12 protein-coding genes are annotated in these 16253 nt (G+C 57.7%); 6 read left to right on the forward strand and 6 right to left on the reverse strand.

Annotation, left to right across the window (positions count from 1 at the left end; translation table 11 throughout):
* The first annotated feature begins 1 nt into the window (after position 1).
* Together glpG and IM303_RS15490 are read left to right on the forward strand one after the other, a co-directional pair.
* Positions 2-832 (forward strand): rhomboid family intramembrane serine protease GlpG, encoded by an 831-nt coding sequence (gene glpG, locus IM303_RS15485; RefSeq protein ID WP_028014685.1) that lies wholly within the window; start codon positions 2-4, stop codon positions 830-832.
* Positions 833-848: 16 nt separating this feature from the next.
* Positions 849-1607: a DeoR/GlpR family transcriptional regulator gene (locus tag IM303_RS15490; protein ID WP_048998991.1), complete on the forward strand. Its 759-nt coding sequence runs from the start codon at positions 849-851 to the stop codon at positions 1605-1607.
* Between the two features lie 61 nt (positions 1608-1668).
* Here the strand turns inward: IM303_RS15490 and malT are convergent, their stop codons facing one another.
* Positions 1669-4374, reverse strand: a complete 2706-nt coding sequence (gene malT / locus IM303_RS15495; RefSeq protein WP_047367202.1) for an HTH-type transcriptional regulator MalT — start codon at positions 4372-4374, stop codon at positions 1669-1671.
* Positions 4375-4959: 585 nt separating this feature from the next.
* Between malT and malP the strand changes: the two genes are divergently transcribed.
* On the forward strand, positions 4960-7353 hold the full coding sequence (malP, locus tag IM303_RS15500; protein WP_028014682.1) for a maltodextrin phosphorylase: 2394 nt from the start codon (positions 4960-4962) through the stop codon (positions 7351-7353).
* Between the two features lie 9 nt (positions 7354-7362).
* A complete protein-coding gene (malQ, locus tag IM303_RS15505; RefSeq protein WP_069733638.1) occupies positions 7363-9444 on the forward strand; it encodes a 4-alpha-glucanotransferase in 2082 nt (693 codons plus the stop codon).
* Between the two features lie 59 nt (positions 9445-9503).
* Here malQ and gntT read toward each other — a convergent pair whose 3' ends face one another.
* From gntT to gntX, 3 genes are all read right to left on the reverse strand, one after another.
* Positions 9504-10820: a gluconate transporter gene (gene gntT, locus IM303_RS15510; RefSeq protein ID WP_048960500.1), complete on the reverse strand. Its 1317-nt coding sequence runs from the start codon at positions 10818-10820 to the stop codon at positions 9504-9506.
* Positions 10821-11127: 307 nt separating this feature from the next.
* Positions 11128-11703 (reverse strand): Fe-S biogenesis protein NfuA, encoded by a 576-nt coding sequence (gene nfuA, locus IM303_RS15515; RefSeq protein WP_003861601.1) that lies wholly within the window; start codon positions 11701-11703, stop codon positions 11128-11130.
* Positions 11704-11764: 61 nt separating this feature from the next.
* On the reverse strand, positions 11765-12448 hold the full coding sequence (gene gntX / locus IM303_RS15520) for a DNA utilization protein GntX (RefSeq protein ID WP_193360070.1): 684 nt from the start codon (positions 12446-12448) through the stop codon (positions 11765-11767).
* Between the two features lie 36 nt (positions 12449-12484).
* On the opposite strand from gntX, the gene bioH reads away from it, so the two are divergent.
* Both bioH and IM303_RS15530 read left to right on the forward strand, forming a co-directional pair.
* Complete coding sequence (gene bioH, locus IM303_RS15525; RefSeq protein ID WP_193360071.1) at positions 12485-13258, forward strand: pimeloyl-ACP methyl ester esterase BioH; 774 nt, start codon at positions 12485-12487, stop codon at positions 13256-13258.
* Positions 13259-13369: 111 nt separating this feature from the next.
* A complete protein-coding gene (locus IM303_RS15530) occupies positions 13370-13639 on the forward strand; it encodes a YdgH/BhsA/McbA-like domain containing protein (protein WP_045259364.1) in 270 nt (89 codons plus the stop codon).
* A 33-nt stretch (positions 13640-13672) separates the two neighbouring features.
* On the opposite strand, the gene feoC is transcribed toward IM303_RS15530, so the two are convergent.
* Both feoC and feoB read right to left on the reverse strand, forming a co-directional pair.
* The gene (gene feoC / locus IM303_RS15535; RefSeq protein WP_045259363.1) at positions 13673-13909 is read right to left on the reverse strand and encodes a [Fe-S]-dependent transcriptional repressor FeoC; all 237 of its coding nucleotides are present in this window, start codon (positions 13907-13909) and stop codon (positions 13673-13675) included.
* Between the two features lie 12 nt (positions 13910-13921).
* Entirely contained in the window at positions 13922-16240 is a 2319-nt protein-coding gene (feoB, locus tag IM303_RS15540) for a Fe(2+) transporter permease subunit FeoB (protein ID WP_193360072.1), read from the reverse strand.
* Positions 16241-16253 lie beyond the last annotated feature (13 nt).

Below are 16253 nucleotides of genomic sequence, written 5' to 3' on the forward strand. Positions count from 1 at the left end.
CATGTTGATGATCACCTCTTTTACCAACCCGCGCGTCGCCCAGGCGTTTGTCGACTATATGGCGACGCAGGGCGTTATTCTGACCATTCAGCAACATACTCAGACCGACGTCTGGCTGGCCGACGAGAGCCAGGCTGCGCGGGTCAACGAGGAGCTGGCGCGTTTCCTTGAAAACCCTGGCGACCCGCGCTATCTGGCGGCCAGCTGGCAATCCGGACAGACCGGCAGCGGACTGCATTACAGCCGCTTTCCCTTCCTTGCCACGATACGCGAGCGCGCGGGCCCGTTTACGCTGCTGCTGATGGCAGCCTGCATTATCGTCTTCATTATTATGAACGTGGTGGGCGACCAGAGCGTGATGATCGCGCTGGCGTGGCCGTATGATCCGTCGCTGGATTTTGACGTCTGGCGCTACTTTACCCACGCGCTGATGCATTTCTCGGTGATGCATATCCTCTTTAACCTGCTGTGGTGGTGGTATCTCGGCGGTATCGTTGAGAAGCGGCTCGGCAGCGGCAAGCTGATTGTCATCACCGTAATCAGCGCCCTGCTGAGCGGCTATGTACAGCATAAATTCAGCGGCCCGTGGTTCGGCGGGCTGTCGGGTGTCGTCTACGCTTTGATGGGCTACGTCTGGCTTCGCGGGGAGCGCGACCCGGAAAGCGGCATCTATTTACAACGCGGATTAATAGCCTTTGCGTTAATATGGCTAATTGCCGGATGGTTTGATCTGTTTGGTATGTCTATCGCCAATGGTGCGCACGTCACCGGCCTCGCCGTCGGTCTTGCAATGGCGCTTGCCGACACGCTCCATGCGCGAAAACGAACATAATTCTCAGGGATAATTGATGAAACAAACACAACGTCATGACGCCATTATCGAACTGGTCAAAAAACAGGGATACGTCAGCACCGAAGAGCTGGTCGAGCAGTTTGCCGTCAGCCCGCAAACCATCCGTCGTGACCTGAACGATCTGGCCGATCAGAACCGTATTTTGCGCCACCACGGCGGCGCGGCGCTGCCGTCCAGCTCGGTCAACACCTCCTGGCACGACCGTAAAGCCACGCAGACGGCAGAAAAAGAGCGCATTGCGCGTAAAGTGGCGAGCCAAATCCCGAACGGTGCGACGCTGTTTATTGACATCGGCACCACGCCGGAAGCGGTTGCTCATGCGCTGCTGGATCACGAAAACCTGCGCGTGGTGACCAACAACCTGAACGTCGCCAACACGTTGATGCAGAAAGATGATTTCCGCATCATCCTCGCGGGTGGCGAACTGCGCAGCCGCGACGGCGGGATTATCGGCGAAGCGACGCTCGACTTTATCTCTCAGTTCCGCCTCGACTTCGGCATCCTGGGGATCAGCGGCATCGACACCGACGGCTCGCTGCTGGAGTTTGATTACCACGAGGTGCGCACAAAGCGCGCGATTATTGAGAACTCGCGCCACGTGATGCTGGTAGTGGATCATTCGAAGTTTGGTCGTAACGCGATGGTGAACATGGGCAGCATCAGCATGGTGAATGCGGTCTACACCGACGTGATGCCGCCGGCGGGCGTGATGCAGGTGATTAAGGATAATAATTTGCAGTTAGAGTTGTGTTGAAAAGCCGTTCTCCCTCTCCCTGTGGGAGAGGGCCGGGGTGATGGCATCAGGCCGCACAAAACTAAACTCCGTACCCCATCATCTTCAACAGCTGCTGCGCATGCTGTACCGCGTCCTGACGGTGCGCCACGCCCAGCTTCTGATACAGATTGCGAATGTGCGTTTTGATGGTGGTTGCCGCCACCGCCAGCTCACCGGCAATCTGCTCGTTGCTATAGCCTGAATAAATCAGCCCCAGCACCTGCCATTCGCGCTGGGTGAGCGGGCTGGTGCGAATAAGCTCCGGCACTTCCGGGTGGTTCAGCAGACGTTCAACAAAGTTCTCGTCGAAATGCGCAAACTTGTGGCGATGGTGCTGATTAATCTCGCGCAGGATTCGCTGGGCGCGATGCTGATCCAGCTCCGGCAGCGTGTTGAGCTGAATCAGCTGGCGCAGCTGCTGCGCCATCACTTCACCTTCAATCACGAAGTGGCTAATAAACCCGGTGCGGTTCGCCAGCTGCAAGGCTTCCAGCAGCACGCGCTGGGCGTCATTTTTGCGGCCCGCCTGCCAGTAAAGCTGGTTGAGCAGCAGCAGGTTGCGGTTCAGGTCGCTCATCAGACGCAGGCTGCGGGCGTTTTCGTTTAACTCTTCCAGCACAATTTCGGCAGGCTCAAAGTCACCCAGCAGGATCTGCACGCGGGCGATGTTGCGCCACTGGCTTTGCAGGAAGTGGTTATTGGCAAATTCTGGTTTAGGCGTCTGGCGCAGCCAGTTGGCGGCGGATTTTTTGTCTCCCGTCATCTGCCAGTAAATCACCCGAACCTTGTCGGCGTTCGATACCCAGTCGCTGTGGTACTGACCGTTGCCGAGCAGGTTTTCCAGACGGTTAAGGTGATTGCGGGCGTTATCCAGATCGCCACGCGCCAGCGAGCACTGCACCAGCAGGGCCAGACACTGCAATTGCTGCTGAGGCTGGAAGCCGGAGAGCACGTTCACACCCTGACGGGCGCAGCTTTCTGCTTCATCCAGACGCGACCATGCCCACAGCAGTTGAGCGCGAATACGCAACAGGAACTCGTGCATCGGCAGCTGTTCCAGGTGCTGTTCACGAATCAGCTGGAACGCTTTTTCCTGATTTTCCCAGGCGGCCTGCAGGAACCCCTGTGCGAATAAAATCTCGCTTTGCTGGATCAGGCTCCACAGGGCGTAGTGCCACACATCATGGCGGCGCGCCATCTGCTCGGTTTGCTGCATCAGCGAAAGGGAGCGCGTCAGTTCGCCCTTGCAGTGCAGCACTTCGCCGTGCACCGAGGTAGCCACAATCCGGCTGTAGAAATTCGCCAGCGGCAGTTCATCCAGCGCGACCATCGCCAGCCGTTCCGCTTCATCCGCATCGCCGTCGTTAATCGCGACCTGCGCCCGCAGGGCGTTAAATTCGCCGTGCAGGGTGATATCCATTTCGCTTTCCATCTCCTGCTCGGCGCGCGCCAGCAGGGTATTCACTTCGCTGTAACGGTGCTGGCTCTGCATCAGCCAGGCCTGGAGCAGCACCAGGCGCGGGTTCTCCAGCAGGCTCTCCCACGGCAGGGCTTTCAACGACTCTTCCAGCAGCGTCAGTTCGCTGTGGTTAAACAGCCCCCACGCGTGGTTAAGCAGGATATCGCGCAGCATGCTGGCGTCACCGGCGGCAAGCGCGTGGTGAATGGCCTCGCTCGGGAAGCCTTGCGCCATCCAGCTTTCGGCGGCGGCGCGGTGGATTTCCGGCAATTCCGTTGCCAGCTCCCACTGGCAGCGCTGGCGCAGGAAGCTGCCAAACAGCGGGTGATAGCTGAACCACTCGCCGGGGTCGTCCATGCGCGTCAGGAACAGGCCCTGACGTTCAATCTCTTCCAGCTGCAGCTGACCGTTCTCACAGCCTGTTACGCGCACAATCAGCGCGTCGTTCATGGAGCGCAGCAGGGAGCTTTTCAGCAGGAAATTGCGGGTGGAGGGATCGACGCTGTTCAGCACCTCATCCACCAGGTAATCCGAAAGATGGCTGGCGTTGATGCCGGCCAGACGGCGCGCAGACTGGTGCGTCGGGCTGTTGTTTTGCCGGGCAGAAAGGGCAATCAGCTGCAGCGCCGTGGCCCAGCCCGCGACATCATCACACAGGCGGCTGCTTTCGGAGGCCTCAATGGGTGAGGTCAGGCGGCAGTCAAAGAACTGTTTCGCTTCCTGGTGGGTAAAGGCCAGCTGCTGGCTGCCCACTTCCAGAAGCTGATCGCGCACGCGCAGGTTGGCAATACCGAGCTGCGGCAGGTTGCGTGACAGCACGACCAGGGTCAGGTTTTCCGGCTGGTGGCGCAGGAAGAAGCGCATCGACTCATGGATAACCGGGTTCGTGATCAGATGATAGTCATCAATCACCACGTACAGCGGGCGATGCCATTCGGCCAGTTCAATAAACAGCTGAGAGAAAAGGGAGGACAGACTGGCGTACTGGCGCTTTTGCACCATTGCCTCGCTGGCGACGCAGTGTCCGTTGGTTGCCTGTTGAATAGCGGCAATCAGATAGCTGGCAAAACGCTCTTGCTGGTTGTCGCCCTCGTCGAGGGAGTACCAGCCAAGATCGCTCTTACCTGCGGCCCATTGTGAAATGAGCGTTGTTTTTCCATAACCTGCAGGGCTCGTAACCAGCGCCAGTCGGAAATTATGCGCGCCGGAAAGTTTAGCCAGCAGACGCTCGCGGACCACTGTATGGTCAAGACGAACCGGGCGACTTAATTTTGACGGAATCAACATAGGTTTCACTTCACTGTGGGGAACGAGAGAATTTATTTTTTTTGCGCTTCGTAATTAATAGCTATAAGGTCGGTCAGAAAGAGAACTATTGCAAGTTATGTCTGGCTTTTGTGGCTCTGAATTTGCACTCTGTCACAAAACATTCCGGCCAGTACTGGAACTTTTTTGAAAAGGCTTTGATGCCGCGTCAATGCTGGCTTGTATGGATGTCACGAGGCTGGGCTGAAACTGGTTTCAGAAAGGTATAATGACGCCGAATTTAATAAACTTCGGGTAAAGTTGAGTGAGATTAATAATCTCCTTAGGCAGGACCCGATTGCTGAAATATTATTCTCCGTAAGCAATCATTTCCGCGTGGATTAATTTCATCCAAAACCGCATTTCATTTCTTTGACATTCTCCCCGGTTACTTTTTTATCTTCCGGGCACACTCCGGCTATGCTCTCAGAGTGGCCTCGATCACATTTTTACGCTCATCCCCGCTACTCCTCCCTGTCTAATCCCCCACGGGAGGAGGAAGAGGTGAAATGAGCCAGGCACACTAGCGCCAACTTGTGTTTTCTTTCTAAAGGATGCCGATCCCCTATGTCACAGCCTACCTTCAACAAAGCTCAATTCCAGGCTGCCCTGACGCGTCAGTGGCAGCGTTTTGGCCTTCATGCTGCAAACGAGATGACGCCTCACCAGTGGTGGCAGGCGGTGAGCGGGGCGCTCGCAGAGCAGCTGGATGCTCAGCCCGTGGCGAAGCCCGTCAAAGGCCAGCGTCACGTTAACTATATCTCGATGGAGTTCCTGATTGGCCGCCTGACCGGCAACAACCTGCTGAACCTCGGCTGGTATCAGGAGGTGGGTGATGTGCTGAAAGAGCACGACATTAACCTGACCGACCTGCTGGAAGAAGAGATCGACCCGGCGCTGGGCAACGGCGGACTGGGGCGTCTGGCGGCCTGTTTCCTTGACTCTATGGCAACGGTCGGCCAGTCGGCGATTGGCTATGGCCTGAACTACCAGTACGGCCTGTTCCGTCAGTCGTTTGCCGACGGCCACCAGATGGAAGCGCCGGACGACTGGCATCGCAATACCTACCCGTGGTTCCGCCACAACGCGCAGCTGGACGTGCAGGTCGGCATCGGCGGGAAAGTGACGAAGCAGGGGCTCTGGGAACCGGCGTTCACTATTACCGGTGAAGCCTGGGATCTGCCGGTGCTCGGCTACCGTAACGGCGTGGCGCAGCCGCTGCGTCTGTGGCAGGCGAAGCACGCGCATCCGTTCAACCTGACCAAATTCAACGACGGCGATTTCCTGCGCGCCGAGCAGCAGGGCATCGACGCCGAGAAGCTGACCAAAGTCCTCTATCCGAACGATAACCACCTGGCGGGTAAAAAGCTGCGCCTGATGCAGCAGTACTTCCAGTGCGCCTGCTCCGTGGCGGACATTCTGCGTCGCCATCACCTGGCGGGCCGCAAGCTGGCGCAGCTGCCGGACTTCGAAGTCATTCAGCTTAACGATACGCACCCGACTATTGCCATCCCGGAACTGCTGCGCGTGCTGATTGACGAGCATCAGCTGAGCTGGGACGACGCCTGGGCCATCACCAGCCGCACCTTCGCCTACACCAACCACACCCTGATGCCGGAAGCGCTGGAGTGCTGGGATGAGAAGCTGGTGAAAACGCTGCTGCCGCGCCACATGCAGATCATCAACAAGATTAACGACCAGTTCAAAACGCTGGTGGAGAAAACCTGGCCGGGCGACAAAGCCGTCTGGGCGAAGCTGGCGGTGGTGCACGACAAACAGGTGCGTATGGCGAACATGTGCGTGGTGAGCGGCTTTGCCGTTAACGGCGTGGCGGCGCTGCACTCCGATCTGGTGGTGAAAGATCTGTTCCCGGAATATCACCAGCTGTGGCCGACCAAATTCCACAACGTGACCAACGGCATTACGCCGCGTCGCTGGATCAAGCAGTGCAATCCGCTGCTGGCCGGCCTGCTGGATAAGACCCTGAAGAAAGAGTGGGCCAACGATCTGGACCAGCTGATTAACCTGGAAAAATACGCCGATGATGCGAAGTTCCGCGAGCAGTACCGCGCGATCAAGCTGGAGAACAAGGTTCGCCTGGCGGAGTTTGTGAAAATGCGTACCGGGATTGAGATCAACCCGAACGCCATTTTCGATATCCAGATCAAACGACTGCACGAGTACAAGCGTCAGCACCTGAACCTGCTGCACATTCTGGCGCTGTACAAAGAGATCCGCGAGAACCCGCAGGCCGACCGCGTGCCGCGCGTGTTCCTGTTCGGTGCGAAGGCGGCGCCGGGCTACTACCTGGCGAAAAACATTATCCTCGCCATCAATAAAGTGGCGGCGGCGATCAACAGCGATCCGAAAGTGGGCGACAAGCTGAAGGTCGTGTTCCTGCCGGATTACTGCGTCTCGGCGGCGGAAATGCTGATCCCGGCGGCGGATATCTCCGAGCAGATCTCGACCGCAGGGAAAGAAGCGTCCGGTACCGGCAACATGAAGCTGGCGCTCAACGGCGCGCTGACCGTCGGCACGCTGGACGGTGCGAACGTCGAAATCGCCGAGAAGGTCGGTGAAGAGAACATCTTTATCTTCGGCCATACTGTTGAAGAAGTGAAAGCCATCAAGGCCAAAGGCTACGACCCGGTGAAATGGCGTAAAAAAGACAAAGTGCTGGATGCGGTGCTGAAGGAGCTGGAAAGCGGCAAATACAGCGATGGCGACAAGCACGCGTTTGACCAGATGCTGCACAGCATGGACAAACACGGCGGCGACCCGTACCTGGTGATGGCGGACTTCACGGCCTACGTTGAAGCGCAGAAACAGGTCGACGTGCTGTACCGCGACCAGGAGGCGTGGACCCGGGCGTGCATTCTGAACACCGCGCGCTGCGGCATGTTCAGCTCTGACCGCTCAATCCGTGATTATCAGGCCCGTATCTGGCAGGCAAAACGCTAAGGAAGCGCGATGGAGAGTAAACGTCTGGACAGTGCCGCGCAGGCGGCGGGAATTAGCCTCAGTTACATCAATGCGCACGGCAAACCGCAGTCTATTGGTGCGGACACCAAAAGACGTTTGCTGGATGCCATGCATAAAACCGACGCGAACGCGTCGGCTGCGCCGGTGCCAAACGTGAAGGTCTTTACCGCAGGCAAAAAGATGCCGCTGGCGGTGGAGGGGCGCGGCGAGTATAGCTGGCTGCTCACCACCGAAGAGGGGCATCAGCATAAAGGCCACGCCACCGGCGGCAAAACGTTAAACCTTCCGGCAAAGCTGCCGGAGGGCTATCACAGCCTGACGCTCACCCAGGACGAACAGCGTTTTCACTGCCGGGTGATCGTCGCGCCAAAACGCTGCTATGAGCCGCAGGCGCTGCTCGAAGGCAAAAAGCTGTGGGGCGCCTGCGTGCAGCTCTATACGCTGCGTTCCGACAGCAACTGGGGGATCGGCGATTTTGGCGATCTGAAAAAGATGCTGGCATCCGTGGGTGAGCGCGGCGGCGCGTTTATCGGCCTCAACCCGATCCACGCTCTCTATCCGGCCAACCCGGAGAGCGCCAGCCCGTACAGCCCGTCTTCCCGACGCTGGCTAAACGTGATTTACATCGACGTTAACGCGTTAGACGATTTCAAAAACAGCAAAGAGGCACAGGCGTGGTGGAAGCTTGAGACCACCCAGCAGCTGCTGAAGCAGGCCCGCGATGCGGACTGGGTAGATTATGCCTCCGTGACCGCGCTGAAAATGGCGGCTCTGCGCCTGGCGTGGAAAGGCTTTGCGAAGCGCGACGACGAGCAGATGGCGGCCTTCCGCCAGTTCGTGATGCAGGAAGGTGAAAGCCTTTACTGGCAGGCGGCATTTGATGCGCTGCACGCGTATCAGGTGAAAGAGGACGAAATGCGCTGGGGCTGGCCGGTCTGGCCGGAAGCGTATCAGACCGTGGATACCCCTGAAGTCAAAGCCTTCTGTAAAAATCATGCCGACGAGGTGGACTTCTACCTGTGGCTGCAGTGGCTGGCGTACAGCCAGTTTGCCGCCTGCTGGCAGGTGAGCCAGGGCTATAAGATGCCGATCGGCCTGTATCGCGATCTGGCCGTGGGCGTGGCGGAAGGCGGCGCGGAAACCTGGTGTGACCGTGAGCTTTACTGCCTGAAAGCATCCGTCGGCGCGCCGCCGGATATCCTCGGCCCGCTCGGTCAGAACTGGGGCCTGCCGCCGATGGATCCGCACGTGATGGCGGCGCGCGCCTACGAGCCGTTTATCGACCTGCTGCGCGCGAACATGCAGAACTGCGGGGCGCTGCGCATTGACCACGTGATGTCCGTGCTGCGCCTGTGGTGGATCCCGTACGGTGAAACGGCCGATCACGGGGCGTACGTGCAGTATCCGGTGGACGATCTGCTGTCGATCCTGGCCCTGGAGAGTAAACGTCATCAGTGCATGGTGATCGGTGAAGATCTCGGTACCGTACCGGTGGAAATTGTCAGCAAGCTCCGCGACAGCGGGGTTTATTCCTACAAAGTGCTCTATTTTGAAAACGACCATGAGAAAACCTTCCGCGCGCCGAAAGCGTACCCTGAACAGTCAATGGCAGTCGCGACGACGCATGATCTTCCTACGCTCAGAGGCTACTGGGAAAGCGGCGATCTGACCCTCGGCAAAACGCTGGGCCTCTATCCAGATGAAGAGGTTCTGCGCGGGCTGTATCAGGACCGCGAGCTGGCGAAGCAGGGGCTGCTGGACGCGCTGCACAAGCATGGCTGTCTGCCCAAGCGTGCCGGACATAAGGCGTCGCTGATGGCAATGACCCCAACACTCAACCGTGGCCTGCAACGCTATATTGCCGACAGCAACAGCGCTTTGCTCGGCCTGCAGCCGGAAGACTGGATTGATATGGCGGAGCCGGTGAACGTTCCGGGCACCAGCTATCAGTACAAGAACTGGCGCCGCAAGCTGTCCACAACGCTTGAGACGATGTTTGCCGATGACGGGGTGAACAGGCTGATTAAAGATTTGGATAAGCGCAGAAGGGCGGTGGGTAAGAAGTCGTAATTTGCCCCTCACCCTAGCCCTCTCCCCAAAGGGGAGAGGGAACCGATCGAGCAGGAGAGTCAGAGAGCCATATTCAACAGCAGACACCCTACCAGGCCGCAGACCGAAATAATGGTTTCCAGCATTGACCAGGACTTGATGGTCTCACCGATGGTCAGGTTGAAGTACTCCTTGAACAGCCAGAAGCCCGGATCGTTCACGTGAGAGAAAATCACGCTGCCGGAGCCTACCGCAATAACCATCAGCTCAGGGCTGACGCCCGTGGTGGCAATCAGCGGCGCAACGATACCGCCCGCTGTAATCGCCGCAACGGTTGCAGAACCCAGCGCGATACGCAGCACGGCAGCAATAGACCACGCCATCAGGATTGGTGAGATATTGGTTTCATGCATCATGGAAGCGATGTATTTGTCCACGCCGCTGTCGACCAGCACCTGCTTGAACGCACCGCCACCGCCGATAATCAGCAGCATCATGGCAATGATTTTGATGGACGAGGTCAGCGTGTCGTTGATCTGATCCATGGAGCGGCCACGGTTCAGGCCGAAGGTGAACATCGCAATCAATACCGCAATCAGCGTTGCCATCACCGGGTCGCCGAGGAACTCGGCAACGGCCAGGAAAGCGTGGCCTTTCGGCAGGATCATCTCCGCCACGGCGCGCATTGCCATCAGGATCACCGGTACCAGCGAGGTCCAGACGCTGACGCCAAAGCCTGGCATCTCTTCTTCAGTGAAGGTTTTGGCGCTGTACAGACCTTCCGGAATAGGCTTATCAATGCCTTTCAGGAAGCGGGCATACACCGGGCCTGCCAGAATTACGGTCGGGATCGCCAGAATCGTACCGAACAGCAGGGTTTTACCCATATCGGCGTGGAAGATGGTGGCGATGGCGGTTGGACCCGGGTGCGGCGGCAGGAAGCCGTGGGTCACGGACAGCGCAGCAGCCATTGGCACACCCACGAACAGCAGCGGAATGTTGGCCGCGGCGGCGATGGTGAACACCAGCGGCAGCATCAGCACGAAGCCCACTTCATAGAACAGCGCGAAACCGACGGTAAAACCGGTTAACACCACTGCCCACTGAATGTGCTGTTTACCGAATTTGGCAATCAGGGTGGTGGCAATACGCTGCGCGCCCCCGCAGTCCGCCAGCATTTTACCGAGCATGGCGCCGAAGCCCATGATCAGCGCCAGGCTGCCGAGCGTGCCGCCGACACCGGCTTTGATAGAGCTGATAACTTTAACCAGCGGCATCCCCTGCATCAGACCGACTGCAAGTGCCACCAGAACCAGAGCGATAAATCCGTTCATTTTGAAGCGGATCATCAAGAGCAGTAATAACACAACACCGATAGCAACGATGACTAATGGCATGATTTACCTGGCCTTTGAATTGTTATGGGTAACGTCATTGTTTCAACGACAAATTCCGGTTGTCCCAACTGGGAACAGAGTGGTTAACGGCACTCATACTGATGCCTGCGAAACAGTTAAGTTTAGTCGGCTGTTATAAGGGTGTTGAGTGCCCACGAGAATGATACGGGTAACATATCGTGGTTGAGAATCACCCGGTGAGGCAAAATTTGAATTATGAGACGCAGGTCAACATATAGAGGGGGGAAAGCAAGGGAGTCAGGCCCGGTAAGCGCAGCGCTACCGGGCAATACAGACGGGTACTGAATTAGTAGTAAGAGTGCTCGCCGCGCTGGTGCTCTGTCAGGTCGCGCACGCCTTTCAGTTCCGGGAATTCGTTCAGCAGCTGCTTCTCGATCCCTTCTTTCAGGGTCACGTCGACCATGGAGCAACCGTTACAGCCGCCGCCAAACTGCAGGATCGCCAAGCCGTCTTCCGTGATTTCCATCAGGGAAACGCGACCGCCGTGGCCGGCCAGTTGTGGGTTGATCTGGGACTGCAGCAGATACTCAACGCGCTCCATCAGCGGCGCATCGTCAGAGACTTTACGCATTTTGGCATTTGGCGCTTTCAGGGTCAGCTGAGAACCCAGCTGGTCGGTGACAAAGTCGATTTCCGCATCTTCAAGATACGGCGCGCTCAGTTCATCGACGTAAGCGGTGAGCTGTTCAAATTTAAGGGCAGTGTCAGTTGCTTCCACAGCGTCCGGAGGACAATAAGAGACACCACATTCTGCATTCGGAGTGCCTGGATTGATCACAAACACGCGGATCTGCGTCCCTTCTTCCTGATTTGCCAGCAGTTTGGCAAAGTGCGCTTGTGCAGAATCGGAAATACGGATCATAGCTTTGGCCTAATAGTTGACTAAATTACCTGGGTATAATCATACGCCCATTGAAGAAGGGCTACAAGGTACGGCACAGACACCATACCTGAACCGACGCGGCGCCGCTTTGCAAAAGCAGTCGGGAAAGTTCAGCAACGGTACTGCCTGTGGTGACGACGTCATCCACGATGGCGATATGGAGGCCGTGGACCGGCAATTCAAGGCGAAAGGCGTTTTTCAGGTTCCTTTTGCGAAGCCGGGCGTTGAGCTGATGCTGGATGGCGGTGGCATGAACGCGGGTAAGCGCGCTGGCATCGTAGCGACAACCCAGCCACCGGGCGAGCGGGCAGCAGAGCAGGTCGCTTTGATTATAGCCGCGCCGCCAGTGCCGGCGTCGGTATAAGGGGACATTCACCACCATGTCGATTTTCGGCAAAGCGCGGGTTCGTCGCGCCTGTAAAACGGCCAGCAAAAGCAGGCGGGCAAGGGGCTGCGCCAGCGAACTCTGGCCGGAAAACTTCAGGGCGTGAATAAGCCCGCTCAGCGGTGGAACATAATCATCCACGGCCACCAGCGCGCTCCACGGAGGGGATTTTTTCAGGCAGCGGCCGCAGGGCAAATCGCGGTTCGCCGCCGGTAAACCACATTGCGGGCAGGTTGTGATATGCCTTTCCAGCGAACGCGTACAGACGGAACAGACGCCCCACGCGCTGAGGGCAAGCGGCATTTTGCATAGCCAGCACAAGCCAGGCACTGTTAGCATGTGCAACCTCCATGTGAAAAAAGAGAACAGTAACTGATGAAGACGCTGTGGTGGCAGACCGTAGGGACAGGAAATTGCCATCTTGTGCTGCTGCACGGATGGGGCCTGAATGCGGAAGTGTGGCATTGCATAAGCGAGGAACTTGCCTCGCAATTTACGTTACATCTGGTTGATCTGCCGGGCTATGGTCGCAGCCGTGGCTTTGGCGCGATGTCGCTTGATGAAATGGCGCAGCACGTTGTAGACGCCGCGCCGCAAAATGCCATCTGGCTGGGCTGGAGTCTGGGAGGGCTGGTGGCAAGCCAGATTGCGCTCTCCTGGCCCGAGCGCGTTAGGGCGCTGGTCACCGTGGCCTCGTCGCCATGCTTTAGCGCAAAAGAGGCGTGGCCCGGCATCAAACCTGACGTTCTGGCGGGCTTCCAGCAGCAGCTGAGCGACGATTTCCAGCGGACCGTCGAGCGATTCCTCGCCTTGCAGACGATGGGCACCGAAACCGCGCGTCAGGATGCCAGAGCGTTAAAGCAGGTGGTGCTCTCCCTGCCGATGCCGGACGTTGAGGTGCTTAACGGCGGTCTGGAGATCCTGAAAACGGCCGATCTGCGCGAGCCGCTGGCCGGGCTGAGCATGCCGCACCTGCGCATCTATGGCTATCTCGACGGGCTGGTGCCGCGCAAAGTGGTCCCACTTCTGGATTCCCTCTGGCCGGACAGCGAATCACATGTCATAGCAAAAGCCGCGCATGCGCCGTTTATCTCTCATCCGACGGAATTTTGTTCAGCGTTGGTTGCGTTAAGTCAACGTTTAGACTGATTATTTTCTATCCTGCCTGGAAAAAGTTACACACCGCAACCATACTCCAGATGTCGTTGCGGTTGTTCTGCCTACGATAATCAAAACAACAATCCTATGGAGAGTCAGGCTATGAAACTTGTTACGGGTATTGTCACTTCTCTGGTTATTGGGTCATTGTCATTTGGCGCCTTTGCGGCAAAAGAGCTGGAAAAAGATAAGGTTGCCGGGATGAATCTGACGAAAATTGGTGAGATTTCTACGTCTGACACCACTGCGCCGATGGACGCGAAACGTGAGCTGTCTAAGAAAGCGGATGAGCTTGGCGGCACTTACTACGTGATTACCAGCGCTGAGAAATATACCAAAAACGTACGCGCTACTGCGGACGTCTATAAGTAATACGATAAAGCCGGGCACCAATGCCCGGCTTTATTAGCGCAGTGCCCACCACTCCCTGAGACAGGCCTTTCCTTCCGGACAGCTTTTACAACTGCCGGAGAGGCAACCCTCTGCTTCTTCCTGAATCCGCACGGCTTTACCCATGGCTTCCAGGCGCTCCAGCATGGCATCGATCATCGGCTGCGGGGTATGCAGGCTAAGGCTGAGCTGTTTTGCCTCCATGCGTCCCTGCAATGCCAGTAAGTTACGAACCTGAATCAACGATGCCATCTGTTTTTTCCCTTAGTGACAGTCGCCAGCCGGGCTGTTGCAGCAGGTGGCCGGGGTTTTACGCGTCGCCAGCAGGTTGATATCAACGCGGCTTCGCGCCCGGCGCAGCAGGCCAATCACAATCACGTTAAACAGGATGACCGCCAGGATGCTGACCAGGCTGTAGCGCGGATGCTGGCTGAAGTTAACGGTCTGATAAAACAGCGTCGCCAGCGAGTAGGCGATATTCAGCCCCCACAGAATGGAGAAGCCCATCCAGCCGCGGCTGGACTCACGGGCAATCGCCCCCATCACCGAGATGCACGGAATATAGAGCAGAACGAAGATCAGGTAGCTGTAGGCTGCGGACGCGCTGCCAAACTTCTCGCCCATCACGCCCATGGCACCGGTCGCCATTTCGCCGTCGCCTTTGCTGGCCTCAATCGGGTTAGCCAGCACGCTCAGGCTGAAGGTATCTTTCAGGCTCTGCCAGGTCTCCTCTACGGCACCCAGCAGTTCGTCACCGAGGTGAAACTCCGCCGGGTTAAATTCCTGCTCCTGAATGTTCTCTGCGGTGTAGAGCGTGTTCAGGGTCCCGACGACCACCTCTTTCGCCATCGCACCGGTGAACAGGCCCACGGTCGCCTGCCAGTTATCATCCTGTACGCCAATCGGTTTGAAGACTGGCGTGATGACGCGGCTGACGGAGGCGAGGGCAGAGTCGTTGATGTTATCTGCCGCCTGACCGGTGAGGGTGAAGCTGTTCAGCGCGCTCAGGAAAATACTGACAATAACAATCACCTTACCGGCGCGCAGCACAAAGCCTTTCAGGCGCTGCCAGGTCTGGATCGCCAGGCTTTTCAGATGCGGGACGTGATAGACCGGAAGCTCCATTACAAACGGTGACGCTTCACCGCGCATGATGGTGTGCTTGAGCATTAAGCCGGTCAGGATCGCCATCACGATGCCCAGCACGTACAGCGAGAAGACCGCCAGCGCGCCCTGCTGGCCAAAGAAGGCTGCCGCGAAGACGGCAAAGATTGCCAGACGCGCGCCGCAGGACATAAACGGCGCCATCATAATGGTCATCAGGCGTTCACGCGGTGCATCCAGGGTGCGCGCGCCCATTACCGACGGCACGTTACAGCCGAAGCCGACGATCAGCGGGACGAAGGACTTGCCCGGCAGGCCCAGCGCCTGCATCAGGCGGTCCATCACGAAGGCGGCGCGCGCCATGTAGCCGGAATCTTCGAGGAACGAGAGGAACAGATACATCATGCCGATCTGCGGTACCAGCGGCAGAACGGTGTTGATACCGCCGCCAATCCCCTGGGCAAGGAAGATGGTCAGCCATTCCGGGAAGTGCAGGGTGTAACCTACCCACTGAATACCGTGTACGAAGACCGCGACAGAACCGGCGTCAAAAATCGGCTGCAGCGCGCCACCGATGTTAATCGCGAGCAGGAACATCACGTACATCACCAGCAGGAAGATGGGTAAGCCGAGGAAGCGGTTGAGCACAATCTTATCCACCGCCGCCGTGAAGCGGCTGGGCTCTGCGGTAAGGGCGTTGCTGACCACGTCGCAAATTGACGCAATGGCCTGATAACGCGCATCGGCGATGTGCAGCGCCGGGTCGTCCAGCTCGTCGCTGAGACGGGCGAGGGCCACGTCCAGCTTATCCGCCGCGTGTCCGGCATAGGCGCGGCTGTAGATATCCCCTTCCAGCATCTGCAGGCCGAGCCACAGGCGCTGTTTTGCAGGCATGCTGCTGTCCATCTCCTGCGCCAGCCGTTCGGCTTCGCGCAGCAGCGGCTGGGCGTAGTGCACCAGCTCAACGTCGCGGTTTCCCGCGTGGCGGTCAATCGCCAGCTTCAGGGCGTCGATACCGCGAGCGCGGGTCGAGACCAGCGGAACCACCGGACAGCCCAGGCGCGCGGAGAGCGCATCGACGTCGATGCGCAGCTTTTGTTTTTCCGCAATGTCGAGCATGTTGAGCGCCACGATGCAGGGGATCCCCAGCTCCAGCAGCTGTAGCGTCAGGTAAAGGTTTCGCTCGAGGTTCGAAGCGTCGACCACGTTGATCAGCAGATCCGCGTCGCCGCCAAGAATGTAGTGGCAGGCAATTTGCTCATCGAGCGAAGTCTGGGATGAAATCGTGGTTAAGGAGTAGGTGCCGGGAAGGTCAACCAGGGTGACCTGATTGTCCGTTGTCGTGAACTGGCCTTCTTTACGTTCAACCGTTACGCCTGCCCAATTTCCCACGCGCTGGCGCGCGCCGGTTAACTGATTAAATAAGGTTGTCTTGCCGGAATTAGGATTGCCAATTAAGCCAATAGTTAATTTTTTCATTGTATTAGACCCA

Origin of the sequence: Enterobacter cloacae complex sp. P38RS, assembly GCF_014930775.1 — a bacterium.
In the GTDB taxonomy this organism is placed as follows: domain Bacteria; phylum Pseudomonadota; class Gammaproteobacteria; order Enterobacterales; family Enterobacteriaceae; genus Enterobacter; species Enterobacter bugandensis.